13 protein-coding genes are annotated in these 16,214 nt (G+C 72.7%); 5 read left to right on the forward strand and 8 right to left on the reverse strand.

Features of this window, described 5'->3' with window-relative positions; genetic code table 11:
• The first annotated feature begins 7 nt into the window (after positions 1 to 7).
• Together WBN91_RS15840 and WBN91_RS15845 are read left to right on the forward strand one after the other, a co-directional pair.
• Positions 8 to 3,196, forward strand: coding sequence for a hypothetical protein (locus WBN91_RS15840; RefSeq protein ID WP_337723955.1), 3,189 nt, complete (start codon positions 8 to 10; stop codon positions 3,194 to 3,196).
• Positions 3,197 to 3,284: 88 nt separating this feature from the next.
• Positions 3,285 to 4,589 carry a COG1470 family protein gene (locus tag WBN91_RS15845; protein ID WP_337723956.1) on the forward strand — a complete coding sequence of 435 codons (1,305 nt, stop codon included), beginning with the start codon at positions 3,285 to 3,287 and terminating at the stop codon, positions 4,587 to 4,589.
• Positions 4,590 to 4,620: 31 nt separating this feature from the next.
• On the opposite strand, the gene WBN91_RS15850 is transcribed toward WBN91_RS15845, so the two are convergent.
• The 3 genes from WBN91_RS15850 to WBN91_RS15860 form a co-directional block, all read right to left on the reverse strand.
• Complete coding sequence (locus tag WBN91_RS15850; RefSeq protein ID WP_337723957.1) at positions 4,621 to 5,244, reverse strand: helix-turn-helix transcriptional regulator; 624 nt, start codon at positions 5,242 to 5,244, stop codon at positions 4,621 to 4,623.
• Between the two features lie 68 nt (positions 5,245 to 5,312).
• The gene (locus tag WBN91_RS15855) at positions 5,313 to 5,981 is read right to left on the reverse strand and encodes a response regulator transcription factor (protein WP_337723958.1); all 669 of its coding nucleotides are present in this window, start codon (positions 5,979 to 5,981) and stop codon (positions 5,313 to 5,315) included.
• Between the two features lie 7 nt (positions 5,982 to 5,988).
• On the reverse strand, positions 5,989 to 6,627 hold the full coding sequence (locus WBN91_RS15860; RefSeq protein WP_337723959.1) for a sensor histidine kinase: 639 nt from the start codon (positions 6,625 to 6,627) through the stop codon (positions 5,989 to 5,991).
• Positions 6,628 to 6,822: 195 nt separating this feature from the next.
• Between WBN91_RS15860 and WBN91_RS15865 the strand changes: the two genes are divergently transcribed.
• Positions 6,823 to 7,833, forward strand: a complete 1,011-nt coding sequence (locus WBN91_RS15865) for a radical SAM protein (protein WP_337723960.1) — start codon at positions 6,823 to 6,825, stop codon at positions 7,831 to 7,833.
• An 82-nt stretch (positions 7,834 to 7,915) separates the two neighbouring features.
• Here the strand turns inward: WBN91_RS15865 and WBN91_RS15870 are convergent, their stop codons facing one another.
• Positions 7,916 to 8,908 (reverse strand): PHP domain-containing protein, encoded by a 993-nt coding sequence (locus tag WBN91_RS15870; RefSeq protein ID WP_337723961.1) that lies wholly within the window; start codon positions 8,906 to 8,908, stop codon positions 7,916 to 7,918.
• A gap of 98 nt (positions 8,909 to 9,006) precedes the next feature.
• Here WBN91_RS15870 and WBN91_RS15875 point away from each other — a divergent pair, with 98 nt between their 5' ends.
• Positions 9,007 to 9,642, forward strand: a complete 636-nt coding sequence (locus WBN91_RS15875) for a TetR/AcrR family transcriptional regulator (protein WP_337723962.1) — start codon at positions 9,007 to 9,009, stop codon at positions 9,640 to 9,642.
• On the opposite strand, the gene WBN91_RS15880 is transcribed toward WBN91_RS15875, so the two are convergent.
• From WBN91_RS15880 to WBN91_RS15890, 3 genes are read right to left on the reverse strand one after another with little or no spacing between them, the layout of a single operon-like run.
• Positions 9,627 to 10,619, reverse strand: a complete 993-nt coding sequence (locus WBN91_RS15880) for a serine/threonine protein phosphatase (RefSeq protein ID WP_337723963.1) — start codon at positions 10,617 to 10,619, stop codon at positions 9,627 to 9,629. The genes WBN91_RS15875 and WBN91_RS15880 overlap by 16 nt on opposite strands.
• Positions 10,620 to 10,626: 7 nt before the next feature.
• Entirely contained in the window at positions 10,627 to 11,094 is a 468-nt protein-coding gene (locus WBN91_RS15885; protein WP_337723964.1) for an SRPBCC family protein, read from the reverse strand.
• A gap of 29 nt (positions 11,095 to 11,123) precedes the next feature.
• Positions 11,124 to 12,311 carry a serine hydrolase domain-containing protein gene (locus WBN91_RS15890; RefSeq protein WP_337723965.1) on the reverse strand — a complete coding sequence of 396 codons (1,188 nt, stop codon included), beginning with the start codon at positions 12,309 to 12,311 and terminating at the stop codon, positions 11,124 to 11,126.
• A gap of 123 nt (positions 12,312 to 12,434) precedes the next feature.
• On the opposite strand from WBN91_RS15890, the gene WBN91_RS15895 reads away from it, so the two are divergent.
• Positions 12,435 to 15,137: an ATP-binding protein gene (locus WBN91_RS15895; protein WP_337723966.1), complete on the forward strand. Its 2,703-nt coding sequence runs from the start codon at positions 12,435 to 12,437 to the stop codon at positions 15,135 to 15,137.
• Here the strand turns inward: WBN91_RS15895 and WBN91_RS15900 are convergent.
• On the reverse strand, positions 15,096 to 16,061 hold the full coding sequence (locus WBN91_RS15900) for a helix-turn-helix transcriptional regulator (protein WP_337723967.1): 966 nt from the start codon (positions 16,059 to 16,061) through the stop codon (positions 15,096 to 15,098). The genes WBN91_RS15895 and WBN91_RS15900 overlap by 42 nt on opposite strands.
• Between the last annotated feature and the right edge of the window lie 153 nt (positions 16,062 to 16,214).

Below are 16,214 nucleotides of genomic sequence, written 5' to 3' on the forward strand. Positions count from 1 at the left end.
GCACAAGGTGATCGGACGGACGAGCAGGACGACCGCGGTGGCCCTGGCCGCCGTGCTGCTGGGCGGCGTGCTGCTCGGCAACCGGCCGACCGCCCTGGCCCAACCCGAACCGCTCAAGCCCTACCGGATCGGTTTCAGCCGGGTCGTGCCGGACGTCGGGTCCGGCGACCTGTGGAGCACCGACTCGCGCGGCGGCGGCCCGCAGTCGATCACGACCAACGGCAGGCCGCACGACACCGACCCCGCGTACTCGCCGGACGGCACGCGCCTGGCGTGGACCGAGTACGTCAACGCCGACCTGGCGGTGGTCAAGGTCGCCAACGCCGACGGCACGAACCAGCGCACCCTGCTCGGCGAGGACCCGACGTGGTCCCCGGACGGCACGCGGCTCGCCGTCACCGACCGGAACGTCATCCGCGTCCTGCGCGTGTCCGACGGGGCCGTGCTGGACACGATCCCGTTCCCCGACCACCTCACCGGCGGCGACAGCCGGCCCGCGTGGTCCCCGGACGGCCGCGGCATCGCGTTCGCGCGACGCACGCAGGCCGTCGAGGTCCCGCTGGTGCACCCGCGGTCGGTCGGCGGATCCACCCCGCTGGGCGGCCAGTTCACCACCAGCGCCACCCTGCGCACCCCGGAGGTCCCGGCCCGCCCGGAGATCATGTTCCTGCTGGACACCACGTCCTCGATGACGTCGACCATCGTCGCCGTCCGCGCCAACCTCGGCGAGGCCATGCGTCAGATCGCCGAGAAGGAACCGCTGGCGCGTTTCGGCATCGCCGCCTACCAGGACGCCTCGGACGGCGAGGCCCTGCGCTACCAGCCGGCCACCGGGATGACCACCCGTGAAGAGGTCAAGAAGGTCCTGGAGGACGAGGAGCAGCTCCAGATCGGTTGGGGCGGCGACGGACCCGAGGACTGGTTCAACGCGCTGCACCGGGTCACGCAGGACCAGGTCTTCACCGAGCCGGGCACGAGCCGGATCGTCGTGGTCGCCGGTGACAACTCCAGCCACAACCACCCCGACAGGTGCGGCGACTACGACGGCCCGAACAGCTGCGCGAGCGACTTCCCGTACTGGGAGGAGGCCCGGATCGAGCGGGAGCTCAAGGACCTGGGCATCCACCTGATCACCGTGCCCGTCGTGATCGACGACGGCGACCCGTCGACCCCGCCGCTCCCGTCGCAGCTGAACAGCCGGGAGCAAGCGTCCCGCCTCACCGCGGCCACCGGCGGCGTGCTCACCGACGGTTACCTGCCTGACCAGATCGTGGCGGGCATCCAGCACGGCATCTCGCGGCTGCCGGTCACCGTCACCCCGCGGGCGTACTGCCCGGACGGCGTTTCCGTCGAGTTCCTCCCGCCCACGGCGACCGTGCCGGGCAACACCGAGGTGACCTTCCAGGAGATCGTGCGCCTGGACCCGCCCGAGCCCGGCATCGCCGAGGTCGGCGACCGGCACGAGTGCCGGGTGGAGTTCCTGTTCGACGGCGCCCAGCCGACCCAGCCGCACAACCAGACGATCCGGGTCACCGAGGTCGCCGGCGGGAACCCGACCGTCGTCGTGAACGGCGACACCGTCGTCAGCCAGAACGGCACGCCGGTCGCCGTCCCGTTCACCGCCACCGCCAAGACCGCCGAGGACGAGCCGCTCACCCCGACCTGCGACGCCACGCCGGGGCAGCTGTTCCCGGTCGGCGTCACCACCGTCACCTGCACCGCCCGCGACGGCACGCGCGGCAGCACCGCCAGTGCACCGGTCGGCGTGGTGGTCCCGGAGTCCCGGGCCACCCGGGACATCTGGTTCGCCGACCTGTCCGGACCGGTGCGACAGGTCAACCTGTCCCGGCTGTTCGCCGCCGAGTGCGCGCGCGACGACACGTCCCCCGCCTGGTCGCCGGACGGCGGCCGGCTGGTGTTCACCCACGCGGGCGAGGCGTTGTGCGTGGCCGACGCGTCCGGCGCGAACGCCCGGCGGATCTTCACCGCGGACATCTGCCTGGACTCGCCCGCGTGGTCGCCGGACGGCGCGCTGATCGCGTTCGACCAGTGCGCGGGCGAGTTCGGCGCGAGCCGCATCTGGCAGGTCCCGCCCTCCGGCGGCCCGGCGACCGTGCTGGTGGAGGACCCGGACGCGGACGTCGGGGTGGCCGCGTTCCAGCCGCTGCCCGACCTCGCGGTGACGGGCGCGGTCGCGCCGGCGTCGATCCCGTTCGAGGGCACGACGACCGTCCGGTTCACCGTCACCAACACCGGTCTCGCGGCGACCACGCCGACCGTGACCCTGACCGTCCCGGCGGGACTCCGCGTCGACACCGTCACCACCACCGCGGGCACGTGCGTCGGCACCACGTGCTCACCGGGCCGGATCGCGCCGCGCGGCCGGGTCGAGATCCGGGTCGTCGTCACCGGGACCGGGGCCGGCAGCCAGGTCGTTGCCGCTGACACGGGCCAGGACGTCAACCTGGGCAACAACCGGGCGCAGGTGACCATCCGCGTCGCCGACCCGATCAAGCCGCCCGCCAACCCCGGCGCCCTGTCGATGGCGGTCGCCGCGCTGCCGCAGGAGAGCTTCGTCGGCGGTGACGACATCGTGTTGTCCTACAAGGTCCGCAACGGCGCGGGGGAGCCCATGACGGACGTCCGCGTGGTCACCTCCCTGCCGGCGCAACTGGCGCCGCCCAAGGCCGTCTCACCGGGCTGCGCCGCCGACGGGTCGGTGTGCGTGATCGGTGTGCTGCAACCACTCCAGGAAGCCGACGTGCGGATCACGTTGCCCGCCAAGGCCGCCGTGGACACCACCGCCGGCGGCTCGGTGCTCGGTGTCGGGCCGGACAACAACGCCGCCGACAACACCGCCGTGGCGAAGGTCGTGGTGCGCCAACCGAAGCTCACCGTCGACCCGCTGGTCGGGCCGGGCGGGTTCGTGCCGCGCGCCACCGGCGCCGGGTTCCCGCCCGGCGGCACGGTGCAGCTCGCGTGGACCATCGGCATCTCCGCCACCCCCGGCACGGTGGTGGTGAAGGACGACGGCACGTTCGACGCCCAGGTCCTGGTGTTCGAGAACGACCAGGTCGGCCCGCGCGAACTGGCCGCGACCGCCGAAGCCGGACCGGGCTTCGCGGCCGTGCGGTCCAACCCGTTCCTCGTCGTCCCGAAGTCCCTGCAACCACCCGACTTCGTGGGACGCGGCTGAACGGCTGCCCGTAGGGGCAGTGCGCCGCGCACCGGCCCCCACCCCTCCGACTCGTCCTCTCCGACCGCTTCTCGAACAGGATTACGACATGGGCGCTACCGCGACGCTGTCCGCCACGGGTCTGTCCGTGCAGCCGGGCTCCGAGGTCACGTGCACGGTCGTCGTGCGCAACACCGGCCAGCTGGTCGACCAGTTCACCGTGGACGTGGTCGGTGACGCCGCGGGCTGGGCCGTGGCCGAACCCGCCGCGGTGAACCTGGTGCCGCAGGCCTCCGAAACGGTCACCGTGCGGTTCGCGCCGCCCAGGGCGGCGGGCGTGCCGGCCGGGCCGGTGCACTTCGGCGTCCGCGTCACCTCGCGCGAGGACCCCTACGGGTCCGTGGTCGAGGAGGGCGTGGTCGAGGTCGGCGCGTTCACCGACCTGAGCGCGGAACTGGTGCCGGGCAAGGTCGAGGCCGGTCGGCGCGGCAAGTACGAGCTGGCCGTGGACAACGTGGGCAACCACCCCGTCGGCCTGCGCTTGCACCCCAGCGACCCGGACGGCGAGCTGGACTTCCGGCTGGACCGGCAGGAGGTGCTGCTCGCGCCCGGCACGGCCGCGTTCGTCAAGCTGCTGGTGAAGCCGCGCGACACGTTCCTGCGCGGCCAGCCGCAGTCCAAGCCGTTCCGGGTGGAGGTGCTGCCCGACGCGGGCACCCCGCTGGTCGCGGACGGCATGTTCGTGCAACGGCAACTGCTGCCCAGGTGGCTGCTGCCGGCGCTGATCGCGTTGCTGGCGCTGGCGCTCGTGCTGGCCACGCTGTGGTTCACCGTGCTGCGGCCGGCCGTGAAGTCCGCCGCCCGCGAAGCCGCGACCCAGCAGGCCGCCGACGTCAAGGCCGCCGCCGACCGGGCCGAGGAGAGCGCCGGCGCGGCCAAGCAGGAGGCCGAGCAGGCCAAGGGCAACTCCGACCGGGCGATGGAGGCCGTGGGCCTGGACCCCGGCGCGCCGCCCGGGTCGCAGCCCACCGCCACCCCGCCCAAGGCGCAGCAGCAGACCGGCGAGCCCACCGACTTCCGGGTCGCGGCCGACGCGGCGATCGTGGGCAACGCCGACCAGTTCACCGACTTCGTCTTCAGCCCGCCGGAGGGCAAGACCCTGCGGATCAGCGACATCGTGCTCCAGAACCCGCGCGGCGACACCGGCACGATCCGCGTCCTGCGCGACTCGGGCGGCACCCGCAGCGGCATCCTGGAGGTCGGCCTGGCCAACTTCCGCGACCTGGACCGGCACTACGTGGAACCGCTGCGGTTCAAGCCGGGCGAGAAGGTCATCGTGTCGGTGAGCTGCCAGAACCCGACCGACAAGGGCAACTGCAAGCCCTCTGTGTCCTTCTCGGGCCGAGTCGAGTAGAGGTGGTGGGCCGCGGAAAGCGGCCCACTCTCTAGATCAAGCCTTCCCGCAAGGCGAAGGCCACGGCGTGCGCGCGGTTGCGCAACTGGAACCGGTTGGTGATGTCGTGCAGGATGCTCTTCACGGTCCGCTGCGAGTAGCACAGCTTCTCGGCGATCTCGCGGGTCTCGAAACCGTCCGCGATCAGCCGCAGCACCTCGGTCTCCCGGTCGGACATGCCGGCCATCGTCCAGCCGTTGGGGTTGAGCACGTTGCGCTGCAACCGGGACACCCGGTCCAGCAGCCGGCCCAGCAGGTCCGGCGGCAGCGCGCCCTGGCCCGCCGCCGTGGCCTTGATCAAGCGCACCAACGTGTCCGGCGTGGCGTCGGACCGGCGGATCACCGCCGAGATGCCGGAGCTGACGATGTTCAGCAGCTCCGGGTCGGCGATGTCACCGGCCACCAGCACGATGTTCGGGCTGCCCTGCACCTGGAGCCTGCGCAGCAGCTGCTGCGCAGGCCCGTCGAGTCTCTCCAGCACCACCAACGCGACCGGCGCGGGCTCGTCCGGCTCGACCAGCCGGATCTCCGGCCGCGACCGCAGTGCCGCGGTCACCCCGGCCCGCGTGATCGAATCCGCCGCGTGCAGCACCACCGCGATCTGCTCACCGTTCATGCCCGGCTCCCCAGCCTCGTGCCCGAAACCCCTGCTGGACAATGGTCGCGACCCGGTGTGTCCCGGCACTATGGGCGTGTTGTCCCGACCTGTCCCGGATCGTCGCCCAGACCGGCCTCCTTGGCCCGGGACACCGCCTGCGCGCGGTCGGCGACGTGCAGCTTGCGCAGGATGTTCGACACGTGGTTGCGCACGGTCTTCGGGCTGAGCACCAGGACCCGCGCGATGGCCGCGTTGCCCCGCCCGTCGGCCATCAGCCGCAGCACCTCGCGCTCCCGCGTGGTCAGCTCCGGGAACGCCTCGGGCTTGGCCCGCCCGCCCGTGCCGAAGTAGGCCAGCAGCCGCACCGCGATCCCGGGGCTGAAGATCGCCTCGCCCTCCGCGACCGCCCGCACCGCGCGCACGATCTGCTGCGGCTTGGCGGCCTTGAGCAGGTAGCCCAACGCGCCCGCGCGCATCGCCGCGAACACCGACTCGTCGTCGTCGAACATCGTCAGCACCAGCACCCGCACGCCCGGGTCCCGCGCCACGATCCGCCGGATGGCCTCCACCCCACTCAGGTCGGGCATGTTGAGGTCCATCACGATGACGTCCGGTTTGAGGGTGGTCGCCAGCTCGACGGCCATCTGCCCGCCGGACGCCTCGCCGACCAGCTCCACGTCGGACGCGGCGGTCAGGGCGGCGGCGAGCCCGTAGCGGAACAGCGGGTGGTCGTCCACCACCAGCGCCCGCAGCATCTCCCGCTCACACCCCACCCGCGACCGGGAGGTCCGCCGCCACGCGCGTGCCCCCGGCGGCGGCGTGCTCCATCGCCCACGTGCCGCCCACCTCGTGGGCCCGCTCCCGCATGGAACTCACCCCGACCCCGTCACCCCCGGGCGAGCAGGCGCCCACGCCGTCGTCCACGACCTCGACGTGCAACCCACCCGCACACCAGAGCCGCACCACGCAGTGCCGCGCACCCGCGTGCCGCACGACGTTGGTCAACGCCTCGCACACGATCCGGTAAGCCGCCACCTGCACCGCCACCGGCAACTCCGGCATGGCCTCCACGACCTGCACGTCCACCCGCACCGGGTGCCGATCGGCCAACGTGGCCACATGCGCCCGCACCGCGCCGACCAACCCCAACCGGGCCAACTCGGCCGGGTAGGCGCCGGCCGCCAACCGCCGGATCTCCCCGACGGCGTGGTGCACCTCTTCCTCCAGCCGGGCGAGCAGCGGCCCTGCCGCCGCCGGGTCGTGCCCCACGAGGTGACGAGCGGCCCGCAACCCGAGCGCGACCGCCGCCAACGACGGCCCCAGCCCGTCGTGCAGGTCGCGCAGCACCCGGCGCCGAACCTCGTCGGCCGCGTCGGTGGACACCGCGATCTCGCGACGCATGTCCCCTCCCCCGGTGCCAACCGCTCGGGCTTCGTCGCCTCGACCGTGAAGTCGTTCGGTTGTCGGACGTCGTTTCAAGCAACCGGCCAGGTTCCCACGTTCGAGGGAACCGGTTACTCCACTGGTGACGGTCTGACGTATCGGGACGGCACTTGTCTGCTCCATATGGTTAGGAGGCACCACAGGAGGGTGGAAATGCGGCAGTCTGCGGCCGGCAGGGCGGTCCTACAGGTGCACCCCACGAGGCTGTGCAACCTCCGGTGCCGGCACTGCTACTCCAGTTCGGGCCCCGACGTCACCGAGACCGTGCCCATCGCCCTGCTGACCCGGGTGGTGCGGGACGCGGCGGCCCTGGGCTACGACGTCCTCAACGTGACCGGCGGCGAGCCGTTCCTGTACCCGGAACTCCCGGCGTTGCTGAGGAGTGCTCACGAAGTCGGTATGCGCACGACGGTCACCACGAACGCCGTCGCCATGACACAGCGGCGCATCGGCCTGGTGCGGGGCTTGGTCGACCTGGTGGCGGTGTCGTTGGACGGCGCCCAGCGGACCCATGATCGGATCAGGGGCCAGGAGGGGGGCTTCGGCAAGGCGCTGGCCGGGATCCGGCGGTTGACCGAGGCGGGCATCCCGGTGGGCGTGGTCACCACGCTGACCCAGGGCAACGCGACCCAACTCGGCGACGTCGCCCTGGCCGCCACCCAGTCCGGTGCGCTGCTGCTCCAGGTCCACCCGCTGGAGCCGGAGGGCGCGGCCGGGCGGTTGATGGCCGGCGAACGCCCGGACGCGGTCGAACTGGCCTACGCCGCCGTCGAGTTGGGCCGCATCGCGGAGGAGCACGGGCTGGCGGTCCAGCTGGACGCCGTGCCGCGGACGACGCTGACGCGGAAACCGGAAGCGTTCATGGCCGCTCCCGTGGACCCGGACGCGCCGTTGGGCACCTGGCTGACCCCGCTGGTGGTCGAGGCCAACGGGGCGGTGGTGCCGGTGTCGTACGGGTTCGACCGCCGGTACTGGCTCGGGAACGTCCACGACCGACCCCTGTCGGAGATGGCGGGGTCGTGGGACCCGCACCCGTTCCTGGAGCTGTGCCGGACCACCTGGCAACGCCTGGTCGAGGGCCGGACGGGCCCGCTGATCGCCTGGTACGGCCACCTGGTCCGCTCGTCCCGCACCCACCGCTCGGCCACCGCGGGCACCCGCTGACGCTCACCCCGCGGTGGAGCCGGTCGACCGTCGCCGATCCTCCCCCGCGCCGCGCGGTGCTCCGGCCGGTGAACCGAGGTGGTCAGCGGTGGGCGAGGAGGTCCTTCGCGGTGCGGGTGTTGATGATCCGGTCCGCCGGCACCCCGTGCCGCTCCGCCCGTTCGCAGCCGAACGACAGCCAGTCCAGCTGACCGGGCGCGTGGGCGTCGCTGTCGATGGAGAACGTGCAGCCCAGCTCCACCGCCAGCGCCAGCAACCTGCTCGGCGGGTCGCGCCGCTCCGGACGGGAGTTGATCTCCACCGCCGTGCCGCTGTCCCGGCACGCCTCGAAGACCGCCCGCGCGTCGAACGTCGACTCCGGCCTGCCCTTGCCGACCACCAGCCTGCCGGTGCAGTGGCCCAGGACGTCGACGTTCGGGTTGGACACCGCGTCGACCATGCGCCGGGTCATCTCCGGCTCGGCCATGCGCAGCTTGGAGTGGACGCTGGCGACCACGATGTCCAGCTGCGCCAACAGGTCCGGGTCCTGGTCCAGCGATCCGTCGTCGAGGATGTCGACCTCGATGCCCGTCAGGACCAGGAACGGGGCCAGCTCGGTGTTCAGCTCCGCCACGACCTCCAGCTGGCGGCGCAGGCGGTCGGCGGACAGGCCGTTGGCGACGGTCAGCCTGGGGGAGTGGTCGGTCAGGACCATCCACTCGTGGCCCAGGTCGCGGGCCGCTTCGGCCATCTCGCGGATGGGGCTGCCGCCGTCGGACCAGTCGGAGTGGGTGTGGCAGTCGCCCTTGAGCTTCGCCCGCAGTTCCCGCCCGCCGGTCACCGCGGGCGCGCCGCGGATCTTCGACAGGTAGGCGGGCTCCCGGCCCTCGACCGCGTCGACGATCACGCCGGCGGTGGCCTTGCCGATGCCGTTCAGGTCGGTCAGCGTGCCCTGAGCGACCCTGCGCTCCAGGTCGCCGGGTGGCAGGCCGGCTACGACCTCGGCCGCGCGGCGGAACGCCCTCACCCGGTACGTCGGCTCGCCGGCTCGTTCCAACTGGAACGCCACCTGCCGCAATGCCCACAACGGATCCACCCGTCCTGTGTACCCCGTTGGGACGTTCGGTGCGCGTCGGCCACGGTGTCGTCACGGGGGGTTGCGGGCGGGCGGTGGGTCGGGACAGCATGTCCGCCATGCCCCCACGGTCGACGGCCGGTCCGGTCGGGTCCCGGCGCCGCCCGAGCAAGGGCGACCTCACGTCGCAAGCGATCCTGGACACCGCGGAACACCTCCTCCAGCACCGGTCGTTGGAGGACATCGCGGTGGACGAGCTGGCGTCCGGCGCGGGCATCTCGCGCTCGACCTTCTACTTCCACTTCTCCTCGCGCGAAGCGGTGCTCCACGCCCTGTCCGCGCGCGTGCTGGACGCCCTCTACGACGCCGCCTCCTCCTGGCTGCGCCGGGGCAGCGAGCCGCCGGAAGCCGCGATCCGCCGTGCGTTGGGCAGCACGCTCGCGTTGTGGCGCAAGCACGGGCCGGTGCTGCGGGCGGCCGTGCGCGCCCGGGACACCGACGAGCGGATGCGGGAGTTCTGGACGGGGGTGGCGCGGCGGTTCATCGACGCCACCGCCGAGCAGATCACGCTGGAACGCGCGGCGGGCGTGGCCCCGGACGGCCCCGAGGCCAAATCCCTGGCCACGGTCCTGGTGTCGATGAACGAGCAGGCCTTCGTGAACCGCTCGCTGTCGCGCCGGTCGGCCAAGCGGGACGGCGAGCTGGTCGACACGCTGGCGTTCGTCTGGCTGCGCTCGGTCTACGGGACGTCCTGAGCGGGGTACCGCGCGGTCAGGTCGCCGTCGAACAGCGCCCACATGAAGTCGTTCATGCGCGCGGCGGCGGGGGTGTGCCGGGTGAGGATGTCGGCGACGACCGGCGGCACGTCGGCCGGGACGTCCCCGGCGGCGCAGCGGCGCACGTACTCGTTCCGGGCCGCGTAGCCGTCGACTACCCCGCACACCGTGACCACCAGCCAGTTCACCAACCGCATCACGGCGTAGTCGGCGTCGTGGCCGGCGTGGTCGGCGACGAAGTCGCGTTCCTCGGCGGACAGGTCGAACGCCGGGGACGTGACCAGCCCGAAGTCGGTCAGGACGATGGTGTCGCCCTCGGTGCGCATGTTGCCGAAGTGGCCGTCCATGTGCAGCAGCCCGCGCCGGCGCAGGAACTCCGCCGTGCCGACGAGCTGCCGCTCCACGCTCGCCGCCTTGCCCACCGGGTCCTCGGCCAACCAGCCCTCTACAGGCCGGGGGACGTACTCGTTGAACAGCACGAGGCTGTGGGGCGCGGCGGCCAGCGCCTCCATCCGGGCGCGCACGGCGGGGTGACCGCCCATCAACGCCACGACCTGGTCCACGTCGGCGTGCTCGTCGGCGACGGGAGGGCGGCCGGGCAGCACGCGCCAGTGGTGGAGCAGGGCGAAGGACTCGGTCTCGCCGGCCAGCACCGCCTCGGTCACCGCGAGGTTCGCCGCCAGTTCCCGCCAGGCGTTGAACGACGGCCCGCCGACGCCGTACTGGCAGAACACGGGCAGGTCGAACAGGTTCGCGGTGGACTGCGGTCGGGCCAGTTCGCGGTCGGTCAGCGGGATGCGCTTGGCGAACACCGGCGCACCGGCGACCTCGACGGTCACCGCGTCCCCGCCCACCCCGACGCTGCCGTCACCGCCGTGGGCCAGGAGCGTGAGCAACTCGTCGTCGGTGCGGGCCGCGAGTGCGGCGGACACCGAGCGGTGGCGGTCGGCCCTCATGCCCCGATCATGCCGGCTGCGCGAACACCGAAGTCAGCCGCGCCAACGACTTCTCCAGCCCGCGCGCCACCTGCCGGCGGCCGAAAGCGTTGAGCAGCAAGCCCTTCAGCGCCGACGCCGGTTCCTGGCACGAGCGCAGCCGCACCAGCGTCCCCGCGCCGTCGGGTTCCAGCTCGACCCGGAACTCCGTGCCGGCGGCGAACCGGGGCGCGGGCCTGCCGTCGAGCCGCTCGGCCACGTGCCGCCACGCCACCACCTTGGGGCGGCGGTACTCGACGACCTCCACGTCGACCTCCGAGCGCCGCTCGCCCCACCTGCCGTACTGGGTGCGCCGTTCACCGCAGCCCGCGCCGGAGGTCACCTCGACCGCGTCGGCGAAGTCCAGCCACTCCGCCACGCGGTCGGCCCGTGACACGACGTGCCACACCCGTTCCGGCGACGCCTCGACCCGACCACTGCGCACGACCTCGATCACCTCGTCATGGTAAGCGCATCCGGCGTGGTCTACCGGAACCAGCCGCCGCCCGCGCGTCGGTATCCCAACGACCGGTACACGGCGTCCACAAGGGACTGTCCGCGACTGTTCAACCCCACTCCGCCACCTTGCCGGTTCATGGCGTACCCGAACGACATCCGCGCGGCCGGCGCGGCGAACCCGATGGACCCACCCATGCCGGAGTGGCCGAACGCGTCCTCGGACAACCCCATCGCGTCACCGTCCCGCGCGGTCGCCCGGTCGTTGGCCTTGAGGAAGCCGAGCGCGAACCGGGTCGGCGCGAGCAGCATCCGGTCGTGGCCCGCGGACGCCACCGCCGACATCACGGCGATCTGCTCCTCGTCGATGAGTTCCACCCCGTTGTAGGACCCGCCCAACGCCAGCGGCCGGTACATCTGCGCCAGGCCGCGCGCGTTGCTCATGCCGCCGACCGAGCCGTACTGGGCGGCGTGCGCCTCGCGGCTGTTGGACGCCACCAGGTAGCCGCCGTTGTTCATCAGCATCAACGCCTGCACGGAGTCGGGCCGGGTCGTCGCGGCCACGACGAAGGGCGAGACGGTGGTGCTCGGCGCGGGCGGGACGGTCGGGGCGACCAGGGGTTCGAGGTCCTCGGGGAGGGTCAGCCAGAAGTCCAGGCCCAGCGGCCCGGACACCTCCTTCTCGAAGAACTCGGCCAGCGTGTGCCCGGTGACCCGGCGGACCACCTCGCCGACCAGGTGGCCGAACGTCAGCGCGTGGTAGCCGTGCGCGGTCCCCGGCTCCCAGAACGGCTCCTGCCGGGCGAGGACGTCGGCCATCAGCGCCCAGTCGTACATGGCCTCGGCGGGCAGCGGCTCCCTCACGGCGGCGAGGCCCGCCTGGTGGCTGAGCAGGTGCCGAACGAGCGTGTGCTCCTTGCCGTTCTGCCCGAACTCCGGCCAGTACCGGACGACCGGCGCGTCCAGGTCCAGTTCACCGCGCGAGGCCAGGATGTGTGCGCACAACGCCGTCGCGCCCTTGGTGCACGACCACACGTGCGTGATCGTGTCCTCGGTCCAAGGCCTGCCTCCCGCGTCACCGCCCCACAGGTCGACCACGGTGTCGCCCTCGACGGTCACGTGCACGCTCGCCCCGACCTCGCCGCGCTCGGCGAAGTTGCGCTCGAACTCGGCCCGGACGTCCTCGAAGCCGGGCGCGCAGAACCCCTGGATCGCCACTGATCCCTCCCGTGTCGCTGGTGGCGACCATGCGACCACGGGTGAGCGGCGACACGTGAGTAGGGGTTCCGCGATAGGTAGGGTGGCAGGCCCAGCCCCGACACCCCTCGGGAGGACGCCGCCGTGTCGCCGTTCTTCGGTCGAGAACCGGAACTGGCGCTGGTGTCCGACGCCCTCGACCGCGCGCCCGCCGTGGGTCTGGTGGCCGTGGTCGTGTCCGGCGAGCCGGGGATCGGCAAGTCCAGCCTGCTCGGCGAGGTGCGCCGCCGGCTCGGGCCGGAGGTGCCCGCCGCCGAGTCCGACGACGTGGCCCGGCGCATCCCGTACGCGGCGGTCGCCGCGGCCCTGCGGTCGGTGCCGCGCTCACCCGAAACGACGGCCGCGCTGGACGCTTTGACAGCCGCGCCGGACGCGTCCTGGTTCGGTCGGTCGTGCGAGCTGGTGGCCCGCGTGCTGGAGGACCGGCCCGCGCTGGTCCTGGACGACCTGGAGCAGGTGGACGACGACTCGCTGGCCATGCTCGGCGTGGTGCTCCGGAGGGTGTCGGCGGCACCGTTGGTGCTGGTCACGGCCGTGCGCGCGGTGCACGACAACCCCGCCGCCGACGAACTGCTGGACCGCTTGGAGCGCTACGCCGAGGTGGTGCGGCTGGACCTCGCGCCGCTGTCGGGCGGCGAGGTCAAGCGGATCGTGGAGACCGTGCTGGGCACGGCCGTGCACGACGAGCTCGCGCGGGAGGTGCACCAGCGGGCCGACGGCAACCCGTTCTTCGCGGTGGAGATCGCCCGGTCGCTGCGCGAGCTGGACCTGGTCGCTGTGGACGGCGGGCAGGCGCGGCTGGCGGTGCGGCCGGACGCGATCCGGCTGACCCTCCGGGAGGCCGTGCTGCGCCGGGTCGCGCCCCTGGACCGGGACACCCGGGCGGTGGCGCGGGCGGTGTCGATCTTCCGGCGGGTGCGGCTGGACCAGATCGGGCTGCTGGCGCGGGTGTCGTCGCTGCCGGAGCGGACCGTGGTGGCCGCGTTCGACGAGCTGCTGCGCCTGCACGTGGTGCGCAACGACGAGCGCGGCTACCGGTTCGCGCACGCCCTGGTCGGCGAGGCGCTCTACCAGGAGATCGGCCCGGCGCAGCGCCGCCACCTGCACAGCCTGATCAGCGCCCGCCTGCTCGACGACCGCGACCGCGGCCTGCCGGTGGACCTGCTGGAACTGGCGTGGCACCTGGCGGAGTCCGCCGCGCCCGGCGACCTGCGCGCGGTGCGGGTCATGGCCGAGGCCGCCACGTCCGCCCGCACGTCCGCGCCGGAGACCGCCGCCGCGCTGTGCGTGCGGGCGCTGGAACTGCTGCCGGTGGCCGCGCCGGAACGCGCCGAGCTGCTGGCGTTGCAGTGCCGGGCGCTGGCGCACGCGTCCCGCCCCGCCGCCGCGATCCCGCCTGGTCTGGCGGCACTGGCGGACCTGCCCCGCGGCCCGGTCCGCAGCCGGGCCGCCGTCGTGGTGCTGACCAGCCTGTTCCTGGTCGGCCGGATGGCCGAGGCGCTGCGCCTGGCCGACGCCGAACTGGCGGCGGGCGACCGGACCCCGGCCCTGCACGCGACCCGCGCGGTGCTGCTGGCGTTCACCGGCCGCTACCGGGAGGCCTTGGCGGCGGCCACCCGCATCGAGGCGATGGAGTTCACCACCTCCGCCGAAGCGGTCGTGGTGTTCGACCGCCTGGCCGTGCTCACGTCGATGCTGTTCCGCCACGACAAGACCGTCGACTACGCCAACCGAGCCCTAGCCGCGGCCCAGGGTCAGCCCGCCCTGGAACTGCAAGCGCTTGCGGTGGCCGCGTCCACGGGCGCCCTGGCCGGCCTGGTCCACGACGCGACTTGGCGGCTGCGCCGGGCCGAGCAGCTGGCCGGCTTCGCGTTCCGAGGCGAACTGGAGTTGACCCGCGTGGCCCTGGACTGGCTGGGCGGCCGGTGGGACGCCTCGCTGGACCGCCTGGGCCGGGCGACCGCCGAGCTGGAGTCCCGGCAGGAACTCATGATGCTCCAGGGTTTGCGGGCCATCGAGCTGGAGATCCGAACTTGGCGCGGAGAGCTGGACGTGGCCGCCCGCCTGGCCGCCTTGGACCCGCCGACCAGCCCCAACATGTCCCGCCTCCACGCCTTTGCGATGTCGGCCTACCTGTCCGCCCGCGGTGATGCAGAGGGCGCACGGACCACGCTGGTCGAGGCCGTGGACGCCACCGGCAGCACTGCGTACAGCTGCGTCCTGCTGGGCAGGTTGGTGGAGTTCGACCTGGAGCAGGGTCGGTTGGAGGAGGCGCAGCAAACCGTGAAGCGCCTGCACGTGCTCGCCGCGGACCGGGTAGCCCCGTGGACCAGGACCGCCGTCCGTCGAGTCGAGGGCGTGGTCGCCCGCGACCCGGACCTGTTGCGCTCAGCCGTGCTGGAAGCCGAAACCGGCGGTCTGGTCTTCGAGAAGGCCCGGGGCCAGTTGGCGCTAGGCCAGATCGACCCCACCGCAACCGCCGAACTCCTGGAGGCCTACACCACCTTCCAACGCCTGGGCGCCCACGGCCTCCGCCGCCAGGCAGGCACCCGCCTACGCGAACTGGGCGCGAAGGTCCCCAGGGCACGCACCAAGACCCGGGGCTTGCTCACCGAGGCCGAGGAGAACGTGGCCCGCCTGGTCCAGCAGGGAATGCGCAACCGAGACATCGCCGCTGCTCTGCACTACAGCCCCAGGACGGTGGAGGTGTACCTGTCCCGCGTCTACGCCAAGCTCCACGTCTCGTCACGCCTGGAACTGGCCCGAGTCCTCGACGGCCGCACTTAGGCGGGCGGCCAGGGTGCGGACGTGCTCGACCAACTCCGGCGGTTCGTGCACGTGGAACGGGAAACCGGCGGTGGTCACGTAGATCGCCAACTCGTCCAACGAGTTCGAGCCCGCCCGCAGGGTGCACGAGTGCTCGTCGATCGGCTCCAGTGTCCCCGTGGTCGGCGCGAACCGTTGGGCTGCGGTCTCCATGTCGACGTGCAAGGTGAACCGGGCTTGGTAGCGATAGGCGGACGTGGAGATCGCCCGTGAGGTGTACCCGCTGATGTCTGGGTGCGTTCGTGGGGTGAAGCGCGGGCCGGTGGGGGTGCGCGGGGTCAGGCGGTCCACTCGGTAGGTGCGCCAGTCCGCGCGATCCACGTCCCACCCGACCAGGTACCAGCGCCTGCCGGTGTGCACCAGTCGGTGCGGCTCGGTCGTCCGGATGCTGAGGGTTCCGTCGTGGGCGCGGTAGTCGAAGCGGAGGCGCAGCGAATCGCGGATGGCCGCGGCGATTGCCGTGAGGGTGCTCGGGTCGGCGGTCGGTCCGGCGTTGGCTAGCGGGACAGTCGCCGCGTGCAGCGCGTTGATCCGGTGCCGCAACCGGGACGGCAGCACCTGTTCGAGCTTGGCCAGCGCCCGGACCGAGGTTTCCTCGATGCCCGTGATCGACCCGCCGGCGGCCGTGCGCAGGCCCATCGCGATCGCTACGGCCTCGTCGTCGTCCAGCAGAAGGGGCGGCAGGTTCGCGCCCGCGCCCAACCGGTAGCCGGCTACCCCCGCGTCGGCGAGTACGGGGTAGCCGAGGGTCCGCAGGCGGTCGACGTCCCGGCGCACGGTGCGCGGCGTGACCTCCAGGCGCTCGGCGAGCTCCGCGCCCGACCAGTCCCGCCGGGTTTGGAAGAGCGACAGCAGCCGCAAGAGACGAGCGGAAGTCTCCAACACGACGACGAGCTTAGGCACCCACCCCGCTTTTCACGCGCGCAGCGCGGTCTTCGCGCGCGGAGCGCGCGGTAGGTGTTATGGCCGGAATTAAACAAGATCGCCCTCGTCCGACGGGATCGGGAGGTGTTCGAAGTCGTATTTGAAAGTCCCGTT

Source organism: Saccharothrix sp. CCNWYY140, assembly GCF_037401995.1.
Lineage (GTDB): Bacteria > Actinomycetota > Actinomycetes > Mycobacteriales > Pseudonocardiaceae > Actinosynnema.